The 16,616-nt window shown below is 57.0% G+C and carries 17 protein-coding genes; 4 read left to right on the forward strand and 13 right to left on the reverse strand.

The window, feature by feature from the left end; translation table 11 throughout:
- Positions 1–18: 18 nt before the first annotated feature.
- Both purC and purB read right to left on the reverse strand, forming a co-directional pair.
- Positions 19–786: a phosphoribosylaminoimidazolesuccinocarboxamide synthase gene (gene purC / locus JK199_RS05680; RefSeq protein ID WP_025825081.1), complete on the reverse strand. Its 768-nt coding sequence runs from the start codon at positions 784–786 to the stop codon at positions 19–21.
- A 133-nt stretch (positions 787–919) separates the two neighbouring features.
- Positions 920–2,269, reverse strand: coding sequence for an adenylosuccinate lyase (gene purB, locus JK199_RS05685; protein WP_212374416.1), 1,350 nt, complete (start codon positions 2,267–2,269; stop codon positions 920–922).
- Between the two features lie 158 nt (positions 2,270–2,427).
- Between purB and JK199_RS05690 the strand changes: the two genes are divergently transcribed.
- From JK199_RS05690 to JK199_RS05705, 4 genes are all read left to right on the forward strand, one after another.
- Positions 2,428–3,045: a YjbE family putative metal transport protein gene (locus JK199_RS05690; protein ID WP_212374418.1), complete on the forward strand. Its 618-nt coding sequence runs from the start codon at positions 2,428–2,430 to the stop codon at positions 3,043–3,045.
- A 73-nt stretch (positions 3,046–3,118) separates the two neighbouring features.
- Positions 3,119–5,089 carry a lytic transglycosylase domain-containing protein gene (locus JK199_RS05695; RefSeq protein ID WP_212374421.1) on the forward strand — a complete coding sequence of 657 codons (1,971 nt, stop codon included), beginning with the start codon at positions 3,119–3,121 and terminating at the stop codon, positions 5,087–5,089.
- A gap of 2 nt (positions 5,090–5,091) precedes the next feature.
- Entirely contained in the window at positions 5,092–5,580 is a 489-nt protein-coding gene (locus JK199_RS05700) for a phosphatidylglycerophosphatase A family protein (protein WP_212374422.1), read from the forward strand.
- Positions 5,581–5,585: 5 nt separating this feature from the next.
- On the forward strand, positions 5,586–6,101 hold the full coding sequence (locus JK199_RS05705) for a CinA family protein (protein WP_212374424.1): 516 nt from the start codon (positions 5,586–5,588) through the stop codon (positions 6,099–6,101).
- 104 nt (positions 6,102–6,205) lie between these two features.
- Here the strand turns inward: JK199_RS05705 and JK199_RS05710 are convergent, their stop codons facing one another.
- The 11 genes from JK199_RS05710 to JK199_RS05760 form a co-directional block, all read right to left on the reverse strand.
- Positions 6,206–6,580 (reverse strand): hypothetical protein, encoded by a 375-nt coding sequence (locus JK199_RS05710; protein WP_086655204.1) that lies wholly within the window; start codon positions 6,578–6,580, stop codon positions 6,206–6,208.
- A gap of 142 nt (positions 6,581–6,722) precedes the next feature.
- Positions 6,723–7,199, reverse strand: coding sequence for a type II toxin-antitoxin system RatA family toxin (locus JK199_RS05715; RefSeq protein WP_025825073.1), 477 nt, complete (start codon positions 7,197–7,199; stop codon positions 6,723–6,725).
- Positions 7,199–8,173, reverse strand: a complete 975-nt coding sequence (gene lipA, locus JK199_RS05720) for a lipoyl synthase (RefSeq protein ID WP_212374426.1) — start codon at positions 8,171–8,173, stop codon at positions 7,199–7,201. Before lipA ends, JK199_RS05715 begins: the two co-directional genes overlap by 1 nt.
- Before the next feature lie 133 nt (positions 8,174–8,306).
- The gene (gene lpdA / locus JK199_RS05725) at positions 8,307–9,716 is read right to left on the reverse strand and encodes a dihydrolipoyl dehydrogenase (RefSeq protein WP_212374428.1); all 1,410 of its coding nucleotides are present in this window, start codon (positions 9,714–9,716) and stop codon (positions 8,307–8,309) included.
- Positions 9,717–9,739: 23 nt separating this feature from the next.
- The gene (locus JK199_RS05730; RefSeq protein WP_212374430.1) at positions 9,740–11,011 is read right to left on the reverse strand and encodes a pyruvate dehydrogenase complex dihydrolipoamide acetyltransferase; all 1,272 of its coding nucleotides are present in this window, start codon (positions 11,009–11,011) and stop codon (positions 9,740–9,742) included.
- Positions 11,012–11,021: 10 nt separating this feature from the next.
- Positions 11,022–12,395: a pyruvate dehydrogenase complex E1 component subunit beta gene (locus JK199_RS05735; RefSeq protein WP_212374432.1), complete on the reverse strand. Its 1,374-nt coding sequence runs from the start codon at positions 12,393–12,395 to the stop codon at positions 11,022–11,024.
- A 6-nt stretch (positions 12,396–12,401) separates the two neighbouring features.
- A complete protein-coding gene (gene pdhA / locus JK199_RS05740) occupies positions 12,402–13,412 on the reverse strand; it encodes a pyruvate dehydrogenase (acetyl-transferring) E1 component subunit alpha (protein ID WP_077929934.1) in 1,011 nt (336 codons plus the stop codon).
- A 99-nt stretch (positions 13,413–13,511) separates the two neighbouring features.
- Positions 13,512–13,988: a cyclic pyranopterin monophosphate synthase MoaC gene (moaC, locus tag JK199_RS05745; protein WP_077929933.1), complete on the reverse strand. Its 477-nt coding sequence runs from the start codon at positions 13,986–13,988 to the stop codon at positions 13,512–13,514.
- A gap of 1 nt (position 13,989) precedes the next feature.
- Positions 13,990–14,787: an indole-3-glycerol phosphate synthase TrpC gene (trpC, locus tag JK199_RS05750; RefSeq protein WP_370684584.1), complete on the reverse strand. Its 798-nt coding sequence runs from the start codon at positions 14,785–14,787 to the stop codon at positions 13,990–13,992.
- Positions 14,788–14,858: 71 nt separating this feature from the next.
- Positions 14,859–15,980, reverse strand: coding sequence for an anthranilate phosphoribosyltransferase (trpD, locus tag JK199_RS05755; protein ID WP_212374436.1), 1,122 nt, complete (start codon positions 15,978–15,980; stop codon positions 14,859–14,861).
- Between the two features lies 1 nt (position 15,981).
- A complete protein-coding gene (locus JK199_RS05760; RefSeq protein ID WP_086655196.1) occupies positions 15,982–16,578 on the reverse strand; it encodes an anthranilate synthase component II in 597 nt (198 codons plus the stop codon).
- Between the last annotated feature and the right edge of the window lie 38 nt (positions 16,579–16,616).

The raw sequence follows: 16,616 nt of genomic DNA on the forward strand, positions 1-16,616 counted from the left end.
CCGTTCCTGTCGGCATAGTCACTGCATGGTCTCCGGACCCTTCATATCTCCGCCATTGCCTGCTTCGGGCAGAATGCCCAGTCGGCGGGCAACTTCCTGATAGGCTTCCCGGACATTGCCCAGATCGCGGCGGAAACGGTCCTTATCAAGTTTTTCGTTGGTCTGATTGTCCCACAGGCGGCAGTTGTCGGGCGAAATTTCATCCGCCAGCACAATCCGCATGTCATCGCCTTCCCAGGATCGGCCAAATTCGAGCTTGAAGTCGACAAGCTGAATGCCGATACCGCTGAACAGGCCGCACAGGAAGTCATTCACCCGCATGGCCATGGAGGTCATGTCCTCAAGGTCATGAGGGCACGCCCATTCAAAAGCGATAATGTGATCTTCAGAGACCAGCGGGTCATTCAGCGCGTCGTTTTTGTAGTAAAATTCCACAATGGTCCGCGGCAGGCGTGTGCCTTCCTCAATCCCAAAGCGCTTGGCAATGCTCCCCGCGGCAATGTTGCGGACAACAACTTCAAGCGGAATAATCTCGACTTCCTTGACGAGCTGCTCACGCATGTTGATGCGCCGGATGAAGTGCGTGGGAATGCCGATATCCTGCAGCAGCAGCATCAGATGCTCGCTGATGCGGTTGTTCAGCACACCCTTCCCGGTAATGACGCCGCTTTTCGCACCGTTGCCAGCCGTGGCGTCATCCTTGAAATACTGCACAAGAGTGCCGGGTTCCGGACCTTCAAAAAGGATTTTGGCTTTACCTTCGTAAAGCTGGCGGCGACGGGCCATGGTCATCCTTACCTGTCTTGAACGTTTAAAACCGATCCCTGCAACCGGTCCGGGGGAAGACTGTAAACAGCCTTCCCTTCTTCAGACGCGTCATAGCAGGCTTCGGCCGTGGAGGATATAGGGAGACCCCTGCTCACAGCGACGGGCCGGGTTCCCCAAAGACTTTCTGATACAGGCCATCCAGCGCCTTCAGGTGCTGGCGGCTATCCATTGCGGCGTCCAGTGTTTCAGCTGGAATGCGCCCGGAAATTTCCGGATCTGCGGCCAGATTTTCACGGAACGTGCGGCCTTCCGGTGTGCCGAGTTTGGTCCATGTTTCCATCGCGTTGCGCTGAACAATGCGATACGCATCCTCACGGGAGAGACCTGCACGGGCCAGAGCCAGCAGAACCTCACCGGAATGGACAACACCGCCAAGGCTTTCAATATTGGCAGCCATCCGGTCCGGGTAGATCAGCAGCTTGCTCATCATGCCGGCCAGACGAGCCAGAGCGAAGTCCAGTCCGATTGTGGCATCGGGGCAGATGTTCCGTTCAACGGAAGAGTGGCTGATATCGCGCTCATGCCAGAGCGCCACGTTTTCCAGCGCTGGAATTACGGCGGAGCGGACAAGACGGGCAAGACCCGTCAGGTTTTCCGTCAGCACCGGGTTCCGCTTATGCGGCATGGCGGAGGAACCCTTCTGGCCTTTATGGAAGAACTCCTCAGCTTCACGCACTTCAGAGCGTTGCAGATGGCGCACTTCAATGGCCAGACGCTCAATGCCGCTTGCAATAACACCGAGCGCACAGAAATAAGCCGCATGCCGGTCACGCGGGATAACCTGCGTGGAGACGGGTTCCGGCTTCAGGCCAAGGCGTTCAGCCACATAGGATTCAACGCGCGGGTCCAGATGCGCAAACGTGCCGACAGCACCGGAAATGGCGCAGGTGGCAATTTCCGCACGGGCGGTTTCAAGGCGCTCTTTGTTGCGGACAAATTCGGCGTAATGCCCGGCCAGTTTCAGGCCAAAGGAGGTCGGCTCAGCATGGATGCCGTGGCTGCGGCCGATGGTCAGGGTATGTTTGTGCTCAAATGCACGAGTGCGCAGGGCATCCAGAACATCGTCCAGATCTTTCAGCAGCAGGTCAGTCGCCTGCGTCAGCTGCACAGCCAGACAGGTATCCAGAATATCGGAAGACGTCATGCCCAGATGCACAAAACGGCTTTCCGGACCAACTTTCTCAGCAAGCCAGGTCAGGAAGGCAATGACATCGTGGCGGGTTTCAGCTTCGATCTCATCAATGCGTGCCAGATCGGCCTCGGAGAACGCGGCCATTGCGGCGTCGCCCTTTTCACGCACAACTTTTGCGGCGTCTTTTGGCACAGCGCCATATTCGGCCATGGCTTCACAGGCCAGTGCTTCAATCTCAAACCAGATGCGGTAGCGATTTTCAGGCGACCAGATAGCGGCCATAACGGGGCGAGTATAGCGCGGCACCATAACGCGGTGTTCCTCCTGAGAGCGGAATAATGCGCGCCTCTCTACCCGATTCCCGGCGCTACGTCTGCCCGTGAAACAAAAAACTTTGACAGTCCGGGCTATTTCAGGATGTTCAGCCCTTGATTTTCCCGGTCTCAGCTTCCCGAATCGGAGTTTTCGTGCACGGTTTTCTTGATGCTTTCAGCCTGAAAGCCCTTCTCGCATTCCTTCAGGTTGTGATGATTGATGTCACGCTGGCGGGAGATAACGCCGTTGTGATCGGTCTGGTCGTGCGTTCCCTGCCTGTCAGTGAACGACGGAAAGCGATTTTTGCCGGGATCGCGCTTGCGGCTATTATCCGTATTCTTATGGCCCTTGTGGCAGTGCAACTGCTTCAGATTATCGGCCTGACACTGGCTGGCGGGCTGCTGCTGGCATGGGTGTGCTGGCGCATGTATTGCGAGATGCGCGCAGGCCAGCATAACGACGCCGAGGGTGATTCCCCGCCCGGCAGCTTTGGCAAGGCTGTGTTCCGCATTCTCCTCGCTGACCTTTCCATGAGTCTGGATAATGTGCTGGCCGTTGCCGGAGCAGCGGCGGAACACCCGGCTGTGCTGGTCGCAGGTCTTGTGCTTTCAGTCTTGCTGATGGGGGTTGCTGCATCCTTTATTGCCCGTCTGCTGGACCGGTATAAGTGGATTTCCTGGGTTGGTCTGCTGATTGTTCTGGCAGTTGCCATCGAACTGATTGTGAAAGGCGGCGGTGAAGTCTGGACGCATCTGCCGCTCTCTCACTAAAGGGCAGACGCCGTTCTTTTCGCCCGGCAGATCATGACTTGCCAGCGCATGCGGGATCGCTGATCTTCCGGGGATGTCAGTTTTACATTTTTCCGCATGGCGTCGGCAGGCATCTCTGCCGCTGGCTTTTTTGCTTCTCAGCGCGTGCTCAGCGCCTGCTCAGACGGGGCAGTCTGCCGCCGGACCGGCATCTCAGGTCACGGAACCGCAGTCCGTGGCTGTACCGGCCTCACAGACATATGCAGCAGGTTCCGTGTCCGACCGCCTGACCGTCTGGCTGAGTCTGGTCGGTTCATCACATGCAAGTGCTCAGGACTATGCGGATTTTCTAAAAACGCGCCCGGTGTGGCCACGCTGGCAGCTGTTGCAGACCCGGATGCAGCAGGCCTTATCCAAAGAGACTGATCCTGCTGTTCTGGCCCGTCTCTGCGCACAGACGCTCAGTTACGGTCCTGCTCTTGCGCAGTGCGTCTCCCAAGGGGGTAGTGCGACGTCCGGGCTTGCCGGCCATCTCGCAGCAGAGGCAAAGCAGGCGTGGATGAACGGGAATGATTCCGCCGCGGCGGCGACTGCTCTGTCCGGCACATTTCCGCAGGTTCTGACGCCTGAGGCCTCATGGCTTCGGTTTAACCGTGAAGAAAAAGCGGGCTCTCTGGCCGCTGCACGTCAGACTCTTCCTTATCTAAGTGCATCCCGTCAGAAGCAGGCACAAGCACGCCTCGCCTTTCGGGCGAACGACCCCGGTGCAGATGCTCTGGTAGCCGCCCTGCCCGCTTCTGAGGCAGATGATCCATATCTGATTCTGGACCATCTGCGCTGGCTGCGGACGCAGAAGCGGGATGCCGAGGCGGCTGCACTCTGGAAAACGACCGGGGTGCAGGCCGAAGCAAAAGGCCGCCATCCGGCTTTCTGGCGGGAGCGCGACGCGCTGGCGCGGGAACTGCTGCAGGACGGGCAGAATGATGATGCGTTGTCTCTGGCGAACGATACCCTCACCACCGGCGCAAATCGTCTGGATTCACAGTTTCTCAGTGGCTGGATTGCTTTGCAGAAAATGCACAATCCCGCGCAGGCAGACGTTTTTTTCAGGCCTCTGGCTGATTCTGCGTCTCTGATTAGCAAGAGTCGCGGATTTTACTGGCTCGGGCGGGCCCGCCATGCCGCGCAGGATGACGTATCTGCACAGGCCGACTGGCAGAAAGCCGCTGGGTATCCCGGTACATTCTATGGCCAGATGGCCGCCGCACAACTGGCGGGAAATGCAGCGACACTCCTTGCCCCGGAGCATATTCCGCCGTCCGTTACAAAAGCTCTGGCTACGGAGCGTGAGCCATCAGCCTCTGCCAGCCGCCTTGCGGGGAGTGACCTTGTTCAGGCCGCGCAGTTGCTCGTGTCATGGGGGGATAAACCGCATGCGCGGGATTTCCTGACCCTGCTTAGCCAGCAACTTGTTTCCGTCTCGGACAAGCTCGCCTTGTGTGATCTGGCCATGAAGCTCGGCTTGCCGGATGTGTCCGTCGCGGTTTCTCGTCAGCTCGGGCGTGACGGGCTTTTTCTGCTCCATTCCGGCTGGCCTGCGCCGTATGCTTCTCCGGCGTCGGGGCTCCCGTCCGGACTGGTGCTGGGTCTGGCGCGTCAGGAAAGCAACTTTAATCCGGACGCTATCAGTTCCTCCAATGCTATTGGCCTGATGCAGCTCAAACCCTCGACTGCCGGGGATATGGTGCATCGGGCTGGTGTGTCTGCCTCGGCGGCAACAGCATCCGGCTTGCATGACCCGAACAATAATCTGGCGCTTGGCTCGGCCTATCTGTCTTATCTTCAGGACAAATTCGGCTCTGTCGTGCCCTACATGGCTGCGGCTTATAACGGGGGGCCGGGAAGGCTTTCGCGCTGGCTTGCTGCCTCGGGTGATCCGGGTCGCAGCGGAGCCTCTCAGGATGAGATGATTGACTGGATTGAATCCATTCCCTTCTCGGAAACCCGGAATTACGTTCAGCGCGTGTGGGAAAATATGACCATTTACGCAGCGATGGGGAAATAAGCATGACACCGTCCCGTTTTCTGGCAACATTCGGCGGATGTGGTCTGGCGCCTCGTGCGCCCGGTACCGTCGGGTCTCTGGCCGCGTTGGTACTGGGGCTCCCGCTGCTCAGGCGGCCCAAAATCCTGCTCGGGGCGATTGGTGCTGTTTCCGTCGCCGGCTGGTGGGCGGCTGATCAGGCGGGAGATGGAGAAGATCACAGCTGGATTGTGATTGATGAGGTTGCTGGCATGTGGGTCAGTCTGCTGGCCTGCCTGCCCGAAAACTCGGAGGACCCTGCGTCAACCCGCAGAAGTCTCGGCCTTGCCGTTCTGGCGTTTGCCCTCTTCCGCCTGTTTGATATCAAAAAGCCGGGACCTGTCGGGTATATGGACCAAAAACATGGTGCCACAGGGATCATGGGGGATGATCTGATAGCAGGCGCTATGGCCGCTGCCTGCATTAAATCAGCCCGGTTAATGGCGCGTCATCTTCCCTTGTCCCGAGGTTGAACGTAATGTCTTTCTCTCTTCTTGCCCCCGACTTCGCGTCGGAATTGATAGAGCAGTCAGGCCTGCTCCTTGAAGCCCTTCGGAAAGCAGACGCAAAACTGGTGACGGCAGAAAGCTGCACAGGCGGGCTGGTGGCGGCACTTCTGACGCATCATGCAGGCTCTTCTGATGTCACTGAGGGCGGTCTTGTGACCTATTCTAACAGCATGAAGCATTCTGTGCTGGGGGTTAGCACCGCGACGTTACAGAAGTTTGGTGCGGTCAGTGCTGAGACGGTGCGAGAGATGGCTGCTGGTGCGCTGGGTGTCGCGCAGGATGCAACACATTCTGTCTCCGTGTCCGGTATTGCCGGTCCGGGTGGGGGTTCAGCAGACAAACCTGTTGGGCTGGTCTGGTTCGGTACGGTCGTGCGAGACGGTGACGTGCAGGCAGACTTCCGGATTTTCAAAGGGGACCGCACAGCCATTCGCTCTCAGGCGGCCATGCATGCTCTTAATCTTGTTTTGCAGCGTGTTGGCTAACGTTTTCGTATACAAAAAGAGCGTTAGAGGGACACCCCTCTAACGCTCTTGATGCTTAAGCCTTTAATGCAGATTAAGCTGCAAATTCAGGATTTTATTGTTTTTTACTGACCAGAAACCGGAGCGTTAGCCGGGACCGTTGCGGTCGGGGCAGCAGGAGCCGTCACGCTCGGCAGAGCCGGGGCCGTGGGAGCTGCCGGAGCGGTAACGCCCGTGCCAGCAGCCGGGACGCCAACTGTCGTGCCCGGAACAACGGCGGTCGGAGCAGTCGGGGCGGCAGCAAAAGCAGGGGCATTTGCGCGCTGCGCGTCAGACAGGCTCTTGCTGTTCAGGTCATCGGTGGAGGAATCACCGTTGGCTGCTTTTTTTGCAGCGGCTTCATGCGCAGCATGTTTGTGGGCGTGGTGCGTAGCCGCAAAAACCGGGCTTGCAGCCAGCGTGGCGGAAATGAGAGCCGTCGCAGCAAAGATTTTTTTCATAATCGTCTGTCCTTATTCAAAACGCCGGACTGCTTTTATAAAAAGCAATTTTCCAACAGATTGGTAATGTATAGAAAATTGCGTCCCGTAACAACAACCCTGCGTATTTTAGGGGGAGCAGCCTGCCCCACCTATCGGTGAACTATTGGGCAACCGGATGTTCATCCGGCAAAGATGCCGCTGTCTCCGGTGGTCCGTACACGTCCCGCGCCCGGCGCAGAAATGCGGAAACCATGAGACGAACAGCTTCTCCGAACACAACGCCAATAGCGGCCTGAAGGATGCGGGACCGGAATTCAAAATCGACAAAAAATTCCACAACACAGCCACGAGGGTCAGGTGTGAATTTCCACAGATTTTTAAGGTAGCGGAACGGCCCCTTTTCATACTGCACTGTAATAGTGTCGGGCCGATTGAGCGTTACGCGAGAGGTAAAGCTCTCCCGGAAGGGACCAAACCCGACCGTCAGATCAGCAACCAGCTCCGTTGCGGTGCGCGTGCGGACGCGCGCAGCAACGCACCAGGGTAGAAAATCCGGGTAGTGTTCAACATCTGCAACAAGATCAAAAATCTGGTCAGCCCTGTACGCGAGAACACGCTTTTCTGCGTGTTTAGGCATCAGTTCGCCCCCGCAAGGCGGGCATTACGTGTCTGCCGCAATTCAGCAAAATCCGAGTCAGCATGGTAGGATGAACGGGTCAGCGGACTTGAACTGACCTGAAGAAAACCTTTGACGCGAGCCATTGCGCCATACTCCTCAAACTCAGTGGGGGTGACAAAACGGGCAACGGCCGCGTGCTTCACCGTAGGCTGCAAATACTGGCCCATTGTAATAAAATCTACATCCGCAATGCGCAGATCATCCATGACCTGAGCGATTTCCATTTTCTCTTCCCCCAACCCCAGCATCAGGCCGGACTTGGTGAAAATAGAGGCATCAAGCTGCTTTACACGGTCAAGAAGACGCATGGACTGATAGTAGCGCGCGCCGGGGCGGATGCTCGGATAAAGGCGTGGCACAGTTTCCAGATTGTGGTTGAATACGTCAGGTCGCGCGTCAACAACAATCTCTAGTGCATTGTTTTTGCGTAAAAAATCAGGCGTCAGGATTTCAATGGTCGTCTCTGGTGCGGCATCCCGGATGGACGTGATGACCCGTGCAAAATGCCGTGCCCCGCCATCTTCCAGATCGTCCCGGTCTACGGACGTTATGACCACATGGCGCAGTCCCAGTCTGGCGACAGCCTCGGCCACGCGGGCTGGTTCGTCCGCATCCAGCGCGTGCGGCAGGCCTGTGGTGACATTGCAGAAGGAACAGGCGCGTGTGCAGATCTCTCCCATGATCATCATGGTCGCATGGCGCTGAGACCAGCATTCCCCGATGTTGGGGCATGCTGCTTCTTCACACACCGTCACCAGACGGTTGTCCCGCATCAGCTTACGTGTTTCGTGATACACAGGGTGCGTTGGCGCTTTAACGCGGATCCACTCGGGTTTGCGGGCAATCGGGTTGTCCGGCCGGTGTGCCTTTTCCGGGTGGCGGGCTTTACTGGCTCCGCCTTTCCGATGGTCAATCAAGACGCGTGTTGACATGGTATCACCCGCTCCCACAGCTCCGGGTTTAAAAAGAACTGGAACGCTCTTACTGCTGCGTCAAGGTAAGAACGCCCAGATTGGTGCGTCAGACGGCATCACACCCACGCGATGATGCCGTCTGCTCTGCGGACTAGAAATGCAGCGCGCCGTCATAGGCCGCGAGAACGGCTTCATGCATGGATTCAGAAATTGTCGGATGCGGGAAAATGGTTTCCGCCAGTTCAGCTTCCGTCAGTTCTCCCGTACGGGCAATCACATAGCCCTGAATCATTTCCGTGACTTCCGCGCCGATCATATGCGCCCCCAGAAGCTCTCCTGTCTGGGCATCAAAAACGGTCTTTACCAGTCCGTCTGGTTCACCCATGGCAAGTGCTTTACCGTTGGCCATCAGCGGGAATTTCCCGACACGGACTTTATATCCCGCTTCTCTGGCACGGGCCTCTGTATAGCCAACGGACGCAACCTGCGGGCGGCAGTAAGTGCATCCGGGAATTTTTGTAATATCAATCGGATGCACCGTCTTGCCTGCAATGGCTTCAACACACAGTACAGCCTCATGGCTTGCCTTATGAGCCAGCCAGGGACCCCCGGCGAGGTCACCAATAGCGTAAACGCCCGGCTCCCCTGTGCGGCACAGGTCATCCGTCACCACATGGGTGCGGTCTGTTTTAATTTTTGTGCCTTCCAGTCCGATATTCTCGACATTGCCAACAATCCCGACGGCAGAAATCACACGGTCTACGGTGAACTCTTCTGTTTTGCCGTTGACTTCAACAGGAACCGTTACGTCTGACGCTGATTTGCGCAGGGTGCCGAGTTTGGCGCTGGTCAGAACGCGAATACCCTGTTTTTCAAAGGCTTTACGGGCCAGTGCGCTGATTTCTTCGTCTTCTACCGGCAGGATACGTGGGGCGACTTCAACCAGCGTCACCTCTGACCCCATGTTGCGATAGAAAGAGGCAAATTCGCTACCGATCGCACCAGATCCAATAACCAGCAGGCGGCGTGGCAGTTCATCAGGCACCAGAGCTTCACGGTAAGACCAGATCAGTTTTCCATCTGGTTCCAGTCCCGGCAGAGTACGGGCGCGCGCTCCGGTAGCAAGAATGACATGCTTTGCTGTGAGCGTAACGGGAGCGCCTTTGGCAGGCGTCACCAGAATTTTGCGCTTGCGCCCGGCAACACCATCCAGCTTGCCATAGCCGTCAAAAACCCGAACTTTAGCTTTTTTCAGAAGATGCGCCACGCCGCCCGAGAGCTGTTTGGAGACGGCTCTTGAGCGGGCAATAATTTTGGAGAAATCGAAACTCACCTTTTCCGCACTGAACCCGTAAGTGCCGAGATCATGCAGAAGGTGGTTAATTTCCGAAGCGCGCAGAAGAGCCTTGGTGGGGATGCAGCCCCAGTTCAGGCAGATTCCGCCCAGATGCTGTGCTTCCACCACCGCGGCAGAAAGACCAAGCTGTGCGGCCCGTAACGCCGCAACATAGCCACCCGGTCCGCCACCCACGACGATAATGTCAAAATCGGTTCCGCTCATGGTCGTTTCCTGCAAACGCGATGTTAAAGAACAAGTGTCAGAGGAGATTCGACCACCGACCGGAAAGCTGAAAGCCATTCCGCCGCAACCGCACCATCCACGACGCGATGATCAACGGAGAGAGTGACCGTCATCACGGTTGCAATCGCCAGTTCATTCCCCTTCACCACAGGCTGCTTTTTTGCGGCTGCAATGGCCAGAATAGCGGCCTGCGGCGGGTTGATGATGGCGGAGAAATCACGCACGCCGAACATCCCCATATTGGAGATGGAGAACGTGCCGCCCTGAAACTCTTCGGGCTTCAGTTTGCCTGCGCGGGCGCGCTTCACCAGATCTTTGGTTTCCTGACTGATCTGCTTCAGGCTTTTCTGCTCAACATGCGTCACAATGGGGGTAATCAGCCCGTCCGGAATGGAGACGGCGATAGAAATATCCACGTTGTCGTGCAGGATCATGGCCTGATCGGTGAAGGACGCATTCACGTTTGGCACCCGTTTGAGCGCAATCGCTGAGGCTTTGACCAGCATGTCATTGACGGACAGCTTGAAAGCATCCGGCCCCTCTTCCGGAGAGGTTGCGTTCAGCTGAGAGCGCAGAGCAAGCAGCGCATCCAGTTCGACATCGACCGAGACGTAGAAATGCGGAATTGTGCTTTTTGCTTCAGTCAGGCGGCGCGCAATGACTTTCCGCATCCCGGAATGCGGCACAGAGCGACTGGAGGAAGACAGCGCGATGGCAGCTCCCTGTCCGGTAGCGGACGTGACCGGCTTGCCCTGAGCCGCGGCGCTATCAACATCCCGGCGGACAATACGGCCATTCGGGCCGGAACCTTTAATGGTGGAAAGATCCACCCCTTTCTGGCCCGCAATACGTTTTGCAAGAGGAGACGCAATAATCCGTTTCCCGGCGGCAGGCTGAACGGACGATGTCGTCTGGGCGGGAACAGTAGCGGACGCAGATTTCTGGTGAGTTGCCGCCGGTTGTTCTGCCTTCTGCGGGGCTGCGGCCGCCGGAGCCTGCGGCCTGACCGGTCCTGCTTCCGGCACAGCTTCGCCCTCAGCAATCAGCAGTGCGATGGGTGTATTCACCGCAATTTCCTGCGTGCCTTCCGGCACAAGGATACGGCCGAGAATCCCGTCTTCGACGGCTTCTACTTCCATAGTCGCCTTATCGGTTTCGATTTCGGCAATCACATCGCCAATCGTAACCTTATCGCCTTCCGCTTTAACCCAGCGGGCCAGCGCGCCTTCCGTCATGGTGGGGGAAAGGGCCGGCATCAGAACTTCAATAGCCATCTCTTTTTCCTCAGATCAGGCGACGCACGGCATCAACCACGTGCTCGGGCTGTGGCAGGGCCAGTTTTTCAAGATTGGCGGCAAACGGCATCGGAACATCCACGCCAGCAACGCGCACAGGCGGTGCGTCCAGCCAGTCAAAAGCATGTTCAATAACCTGCATCGCCACTTCGGCACCGATCCCCGCGAACGGCCAGCCTTCCTCCAGCGTGACCAGACGACTGGTTTTTTTCACGCTTTCTACAATAGTTGCCGTATCCAGCGGGCGCAGGCTGCGCAGGTTGATGACTTCAGCTTCAATCCCCTGCTGAGCCAGAGCCTCTGCTGCTTCCAGTGCCGTTGTGACCATGATGGAGAATGTCACGATGGTCACATCGCGCCCTTCCCGCTCAATCTTGGCTTTGCCGATGGGAAGGATAAAGTCTTCATCAACCGGACATGGAAATTTGCGGCCATAGAGAATTTCGTTCTCAAGCACGACAACCGGGTTCGGGTCCCGAATGGCCGCGCGGAGAAGCCCTTTGGCATCCGCCGAGGACCACGGTGCCACAACTTTGAGGCCCGGAACGTGGGCATACCAGCTCCCGTAGCACTGAGAATGCTGTGCGCCGACGCGGGCAGCCGCGCCGTTCGGACCACGGAAGACGATGGGGCACCCCATCTGTCCACCAGACATATAAAGAGTTTTTGCGGCAGAATTAATAATATGATCAATAGCTTGCATTGAGAAGTTCATGGTCATGAACTCCACAATCGGCTTCAGGCCCGTCAGGGCTGCGCCAACCGCCATGCCTGTAAAACCATGCTCGGTAATTGGCATGTCAATGACACGCTTATCACCAAACTCAGCCAGAAGGCCCTGAGAGATTTTGTAAGCCCCCTGATATTCCGCGACTTCTTCGCCGATCAGAAAAACATCGGGGTCCCGGCGCAGTTCCGCCTGCATGGCGTCATGCAGGGCTTCACGCACGGTAATTTCAGCCGTCGGCCCCCAGTCTTTTTCCGGTTCCGGAGCATTCAGCAGAGTGCTGGCAACGTGGGCGGGTGCAGAAGACGGCTGTTCAACCGGCGTTTGTGTGGCCAGTTCTGACTTTGCTTCTGACGTAGTTGTCGATGCGGATGCTGCATCGGGAACAGCTTCACCCTCAGCCACCAGAATGGCAATCGGGGTGTTCACCGCGATATCCTGCGTCCCTTCGGGCACGAGAATACGGCCCAGAACGCCACTTTCGACGGCTTCCACTTCCATGGTTGCCTTGTCGGTTTCAATCTCGGCAAGCACATCGCCAATAGAAACCGCATCCCCTTCCGCTTTAACCCAGCGTGCCAGAGCGCCTTCCGTCATGGTCGGGGAAAGAGCCGGCATTAAAATATCTGTCGCCATAATCCGTTACGCCTCTAGCAGCACATCTGTATAAAGCTCGGCAGGATCAGGCTCGGGGCTTGTCTGCGCGAATTCAGCAGAATCGTTCACTGTCGCTTTGATATCGTCTTCAATCTTGCGCAGATCATCTTCACTGACCCCCGCATCCACCAAAATCCGTCGGACATGTTCAATGGGGTCACGCGTTTTGCGGACTTCATCCACTTCCTCACGCTTACGGTATTTGGCCGGGTCAGACATGGAATGACCACGATAACGATACGTCATCATCTCCAGCAGATACGGTCCTTTGCCAGCACGGCAATGGGCTACGGCCTCGGCTGCGGCTTCATGCACGGCGGCAACATCCATGCCGTCAACACGACGACCGGGGATGCCCCATGGCTCACCATTCCGCCAGAGTTCGTGCGAGGCAGAGGCGCGTTCCACACTTGTCCCCATGCCGTAGAGGTTATTTTCAATCACAAACAGGCAGGGCAGCTTATGGAGCGCAGCCAGGTTGAAGCTTTCATACACCTGCCCCTGATTGACGGCACCATCCCCGAAATATGCGACTGAGACTTCATCCGTTCCACGATATTTGTTGGCGAATGCCAGCCCGATGCCCAGTGCGACCTGCGCGCCCACGATACCGTGTCCGCCGTAGAAATTTTTCTCGCGGGAGAACATGTGCATGGACCCGCCTTTACCGCGGGAATATCCGGTGGCGCGGCCAGTCAGTTCAGCCATAACGCCGCGTGGCGTCATCCCGGCAGCCAGCATCTGTCCGTGGTCACGGTAGGAGGTGATCAGCTTGTCACCGTCCTTCAGCGTCATCTGAATCCCGACGACGACGGCTTCCTGCCCGATATAGAGATGGCAAAAACCGCCAATCAGTCCCATGCCGTAAAGCTGGCCCGCTTTTTCTTCAAACCGGCGTATCAGCAACATCTCGTGAAATGCATCAATAAACTGCTCACGGGTTAAGGAGGGGCCGTTGCCTCCCACGCGTGCTACGTTTTTTTGACCCGCCGTCATCGGCTCATCCTTATTGGCTTTAAAAGTTATACTGCTAACTCAGTCAGTTACGGGCACAGGGTGTATGTCGAGGCGAAGGAGCCCGTAAGCTTCTCTCAATTATTCCGCATTAAAGTCGCCTGATCGTCCCCCGCTTTTATGCAGGAGCCTGATGCCGTCAATCCTCATGCCCCGATCAACCGCCTTGCACATGTCATACAGGGTCAGCGCTGCGGCACTTACCGCAGTTAACGCTTCCATTTCGACCCCGGTTGCGCCTTTTGTTGTAACAGAAACGGTGATCTCGATTTTGTCATCTGCCGGAAGCAGATCAACCGAAACACGACTGAGGGCCAGCGGGTGACACAGCGGTATGATATCCGCCGTTTTCTTGGCCGCCATAATGCCTGCGATGCGTGCTGTTGCCAGAACATCGCCCTTCGGCATGCTGCCAGAAACAATCATGTTCAGGGTTTCGGGCAGCATGGAAATAGAGCCTGTCGCAATTGCCTTGCGGTGCGTGTCAGATTTTTCTGAGATATCCACCATGTGCGCATGACCGGATGCATCAAGATGCGTCAGCGTCTTTTCAGGCACGTCAGGCAAATCCGAGCAGCGCACGGGCCGCCTTGCCGGGGTCAGGCTGACGCAGCAGAGACTCTCCTACAAGAAAACCAGTCACGCCAATTTCGGCCAGCGCCATGACGTCTCCATGTGTCTTGATGCCGCTTTCAGAGACAATAATCCGGTCTGGCGGAACCAGTGGCGTAAGACGTTTTGTTGTCTCAATATCCGTCTGTAACGTCTTGAGATTACGGTTATTAATGCCGATCAGGAAAGTGTCCAGCGCGAGTGCGCGGTTCAGCTCTTCCTCATCGTGCACTTCCACCAGAACATCCATGTCCAGCCCCTTGGCGTGGTCGACCAGACTCAGGGCTTCTTCATCTGTCAGGATGCACATGATGATAAGAATGCAGTCCGCACCCATCGCCCGGCTTTCATAAACCTGCCAGGGGTCAAGAATGAAGTCCTTGCGCAGGACCGGAAGAGAGCAGGCCGCGCGCGCAATCTGGAGATCTTCGTTCTGGCCGTGAAAGCAGGAGCTTTCCGTCAGAACAGACAGGCAGGCAGCTCCTGCCTGTTCATAGCCAACAGCAATCTGGGCGGGGTCATACTCTTCACGCAGGATACCTGCTGAGGGGGAGGCTTTTTTGATTTCAGCAATCAGCCCGACTGTTCTGTCAGCAGCCTTTTCCTTCAGGGCGCGCCCAAAGCCGCGCGGAGCGTCTTTTACGTCCTGCGCTTTGGCCATCATCTCTTTCAGCGAGACGAGGGTTGAACGGTGCTCAACCTCAACTCTTGTCCGCGCACAGATCCGCGAGAGTACATCCGGCATGTGATCAGCCTGAATGCAGGCCTCTGCGTCGGAATTTCCAGCGGCGGACGAATTGGGTATTTCGTTCATAATCATCCTGTCTTGTCTTGAGCATACGTACCAGAAGATGATGTACGCAAACCGGTCAGCACCGCCAGCGCGGCGCCATTATCAAGCACGCGGCTGACATCGGCCACGGACTCTCTGAAGGCCTGCGGGTTTACCTGCAAACCCGTCAGGATTGAACGTCGTCCAGCCACATGCAGGGCACAGGCGGCATTCAGTAAAACAGTATCACGATAAGCCCCATGGGCACCACGGAGCAAGGCTTCCAGTGCTTCAGCATTATGCTGAGCGTCGCCCCCCTGAATGGCAGAAACAGGCGCGTAAGGCAGCCCCGCCATCTCGGCCTCTATAACAAGGGAATGGGTTGTGCTGTTTTCAAGCGCGACAACGCGGGTGGGGCCAGCCAGTGTCAGTTCGTCAATTCCCTGCGTTTCTCCCACAGGCTGACCGCAGACTGCCCAGACTCTCTCCGAGCCAAGCTGATGCAACACGTCCACCACAAGCTGCAACCATTCCGGAGCAAACACACCAATGAGCTGATGCCTGACACCTGCCGGATTCACCATCGGCCCCAGCAGGTTGAACAGGGTGCGGATACCCAATGCTTTTCTGATCGGGGCGGCATGCCGCATGGCCGGGTGATGATGGGGGGCTGCAAGAAAAACCAGCTTATGCTGGTTAAGCTGGAGAGAGAGTTGCTGAGGGTCTGCCAGCAAGGGCACGCCCAGCGCCTGCAGAACGTCTGATGCCCCGGCGCGTGACGAGACGGCCCGGTTCCCATGTTTGGCTACGGGCACGCCAAGGGCCGCCAGCACAAATGCCACGGCTGTAGAGACATTGAGGGTGCCGTAATTGTCACCGCCTGTCCCGCACACGTCGATTGTGTCTGCGGGTACGTGCGGCACAGAGACCATACGGTTTCGTAACGCCGTGACGGCCCCCTGCACTTCTCTGGCGTCTTCTCCCCGCACGCGCAGCGCCATCAGAAAAGCCGCCACGCGCTCTGCCGGGAGTGTGCCGTCCATGATGATGCCAAAGGCGGCTTCAGCTTCTGCGCTGGTCAGTGTATTCCCATGCGCGAGGGTGTTGAGGATGGAAGTAAAAAAAACGTCCGGATCTGCTGAGGGAGAAAGAGTGATCTCCGCCATGTCAGGCCGCTGTTTTCTTCTTGTTCCAGGCCCGCGCGTCTTCAAGGAAGTTCCTCAGAAGATCGTGCCCGTATTCTGATGCAATGCTTTCCGGGTGAAACTGAACACCGGAGATGGGATGCTGCTTATGGCATACCCCCATAATCACGCCATCTTCGGTCCATGCTGTAACCTCAAGACTGTCAGGAATGCTTGACGGCTCAAGAGTGAGGCTATGATATCGCGTGGCATTAAAGGGGCTGGGGAGGCCCGCAAAAACGTCTTTCCCATTATGGAAGACCGGATTGATCTTGCCATGCATCGGCGTTGCGGCCCTCACAACCTTGGCCCCAAAGACCTGCCCGATTGCCTGATGCCCGAGGCACACCCCGAAAACCGGAATTTTTCCGGCGGCCGCTGCAATCAGATCACAGCAGATTCCAGCTTCATTCGGGGAGCACGGCCCCGGCGAGAGCACAATTGCTTCTGGCTGAAGTGCCAGAGCTTCTGTGACCGTCAGAGAATCGTTGCGGCGCACATCGCAGCTCTCCCCAAGCTCGCCCAGATAATGGACAAGGTTGAAGGTAAAGCTGTCATAATTATCGATCAGAAGGATCATGACTTTATGATGACCTTATGCGGCACACGGGTCAAATG

Source organism: Acetobacter persici, assembly GCF_018256955.1.
Lineage (GTDB): Bacteria > Pseudomonadota > Alphaproteobacteria > Acetobacterales > Acetobacteraceae > Acetobacter > Acetobacter persici.

Excerpts from the sequence above, each read along its gene's own strand:
- lipA (WP_212374426.1), bottom strand. The coding sequence starts at position 8,173 with ATGTCAACACGCGTCTTGATTGACCATCGGAAAGGCGGAGCCAGTAAA.
- JK199_RS05730 (WP_212374430.1), bottom strand. The coding sequence starts at position 11,011 with ATGGCTATTGAAGTTCTGATGCCGGCCCTTTCCCCCACCATGACGGAA.
- JK199_RS05760 (WP_086655196.1), bottom strand. The coding sequence starts at position 16,578 with ATGATCCTTCTGATCGATAATTATGACAGCTTTACCTTCAACCTTGTC.
- pdhA (WP_077929934.1), bottom strand. The coding sequence starts at position 13,412 with ATGACGGCGGGTCAAAAAAACGTAGCACGCGTGGGAGGCAACGGCCCC.
- trpC (WP_370684584.1), bottom strand. The coding sequence starts at position 14,787 with ATGCCGGATGTACTCTCGCGGATCTGTGCGCGGACAAGAGTTGAGGTT.
- JK199_RS05710 (WP_086655204.1), bottom strand. The coding sequence starts at position 6,580 with ATGAAAAAAATCTTTGCTGCGACGGCTCTCATTTCCGCCACGCTGGCT.
- trpD (WP_212374436.1), bottom strand. The coding sequence starts at position 15,980 with ATGGCGGAGATCACTCTTTCTCCCTCAGCAGATCCGGACGTTTTTTTT.
- purB (WP_212374416.1), bottom strand. The coding sequence starts at position 2,269 with ATGGTGCCGCGCTATACTCGCCCCGTTATGGCCGCTATCTGGTCGCCT.
- lpdA (WP_212374428.1), bottom strand. The coding sequence starts at position 9,716 with ATGAGCGGAACCGATTTTGACATTATCGTCGTGGGTGGCGGACCGGGT.
- JK199_RS05715 (WP_025825073.1), bottom strand. The coding sequence starts at position 7,199 with ATGCCTAAACACGCAGAAAAGCGTGTTCTCGCGTACAGGGCTGACCAG.
- JK199_RS05705 (WP_212374424.1), top strand. The coding sequence starts at position 5,586 with ATGTCTTTCTCTCTTCTTGCCCCCGACTTCGCGTCGGAATTGATAGAG.
- JK199_RS05700 (WP_212374422.1), top strand. The coding sequence starts at position 5,092 with ATGACACCGTCCCGTTTTCTGGCAACATTCGGCGGATGTGGTCTGGCG.
- JK199_RS05695 (WP_212374421.1), top strand. The coding sequence starts at position 3,119 with ATGTCAGTTTTACATTTTTCCGCATGGCGTCGGCAGGCATCTCTGCCG.
- purC (WP_025825081.1), bottom strand. The coding sequence starts at position 786 with ATGGCCCGTCGCCGCCAGCTTTACGAAGGTAAAGCCAAAATCCTTTTT.
- JK199_RS05735 (WP_212374432.1), bottom strand. The coding sequence starts at position 12,395 with ATGGCGACAGATATTTTAATGCCGGCTCTTTCCCCGACCATGACGGAA.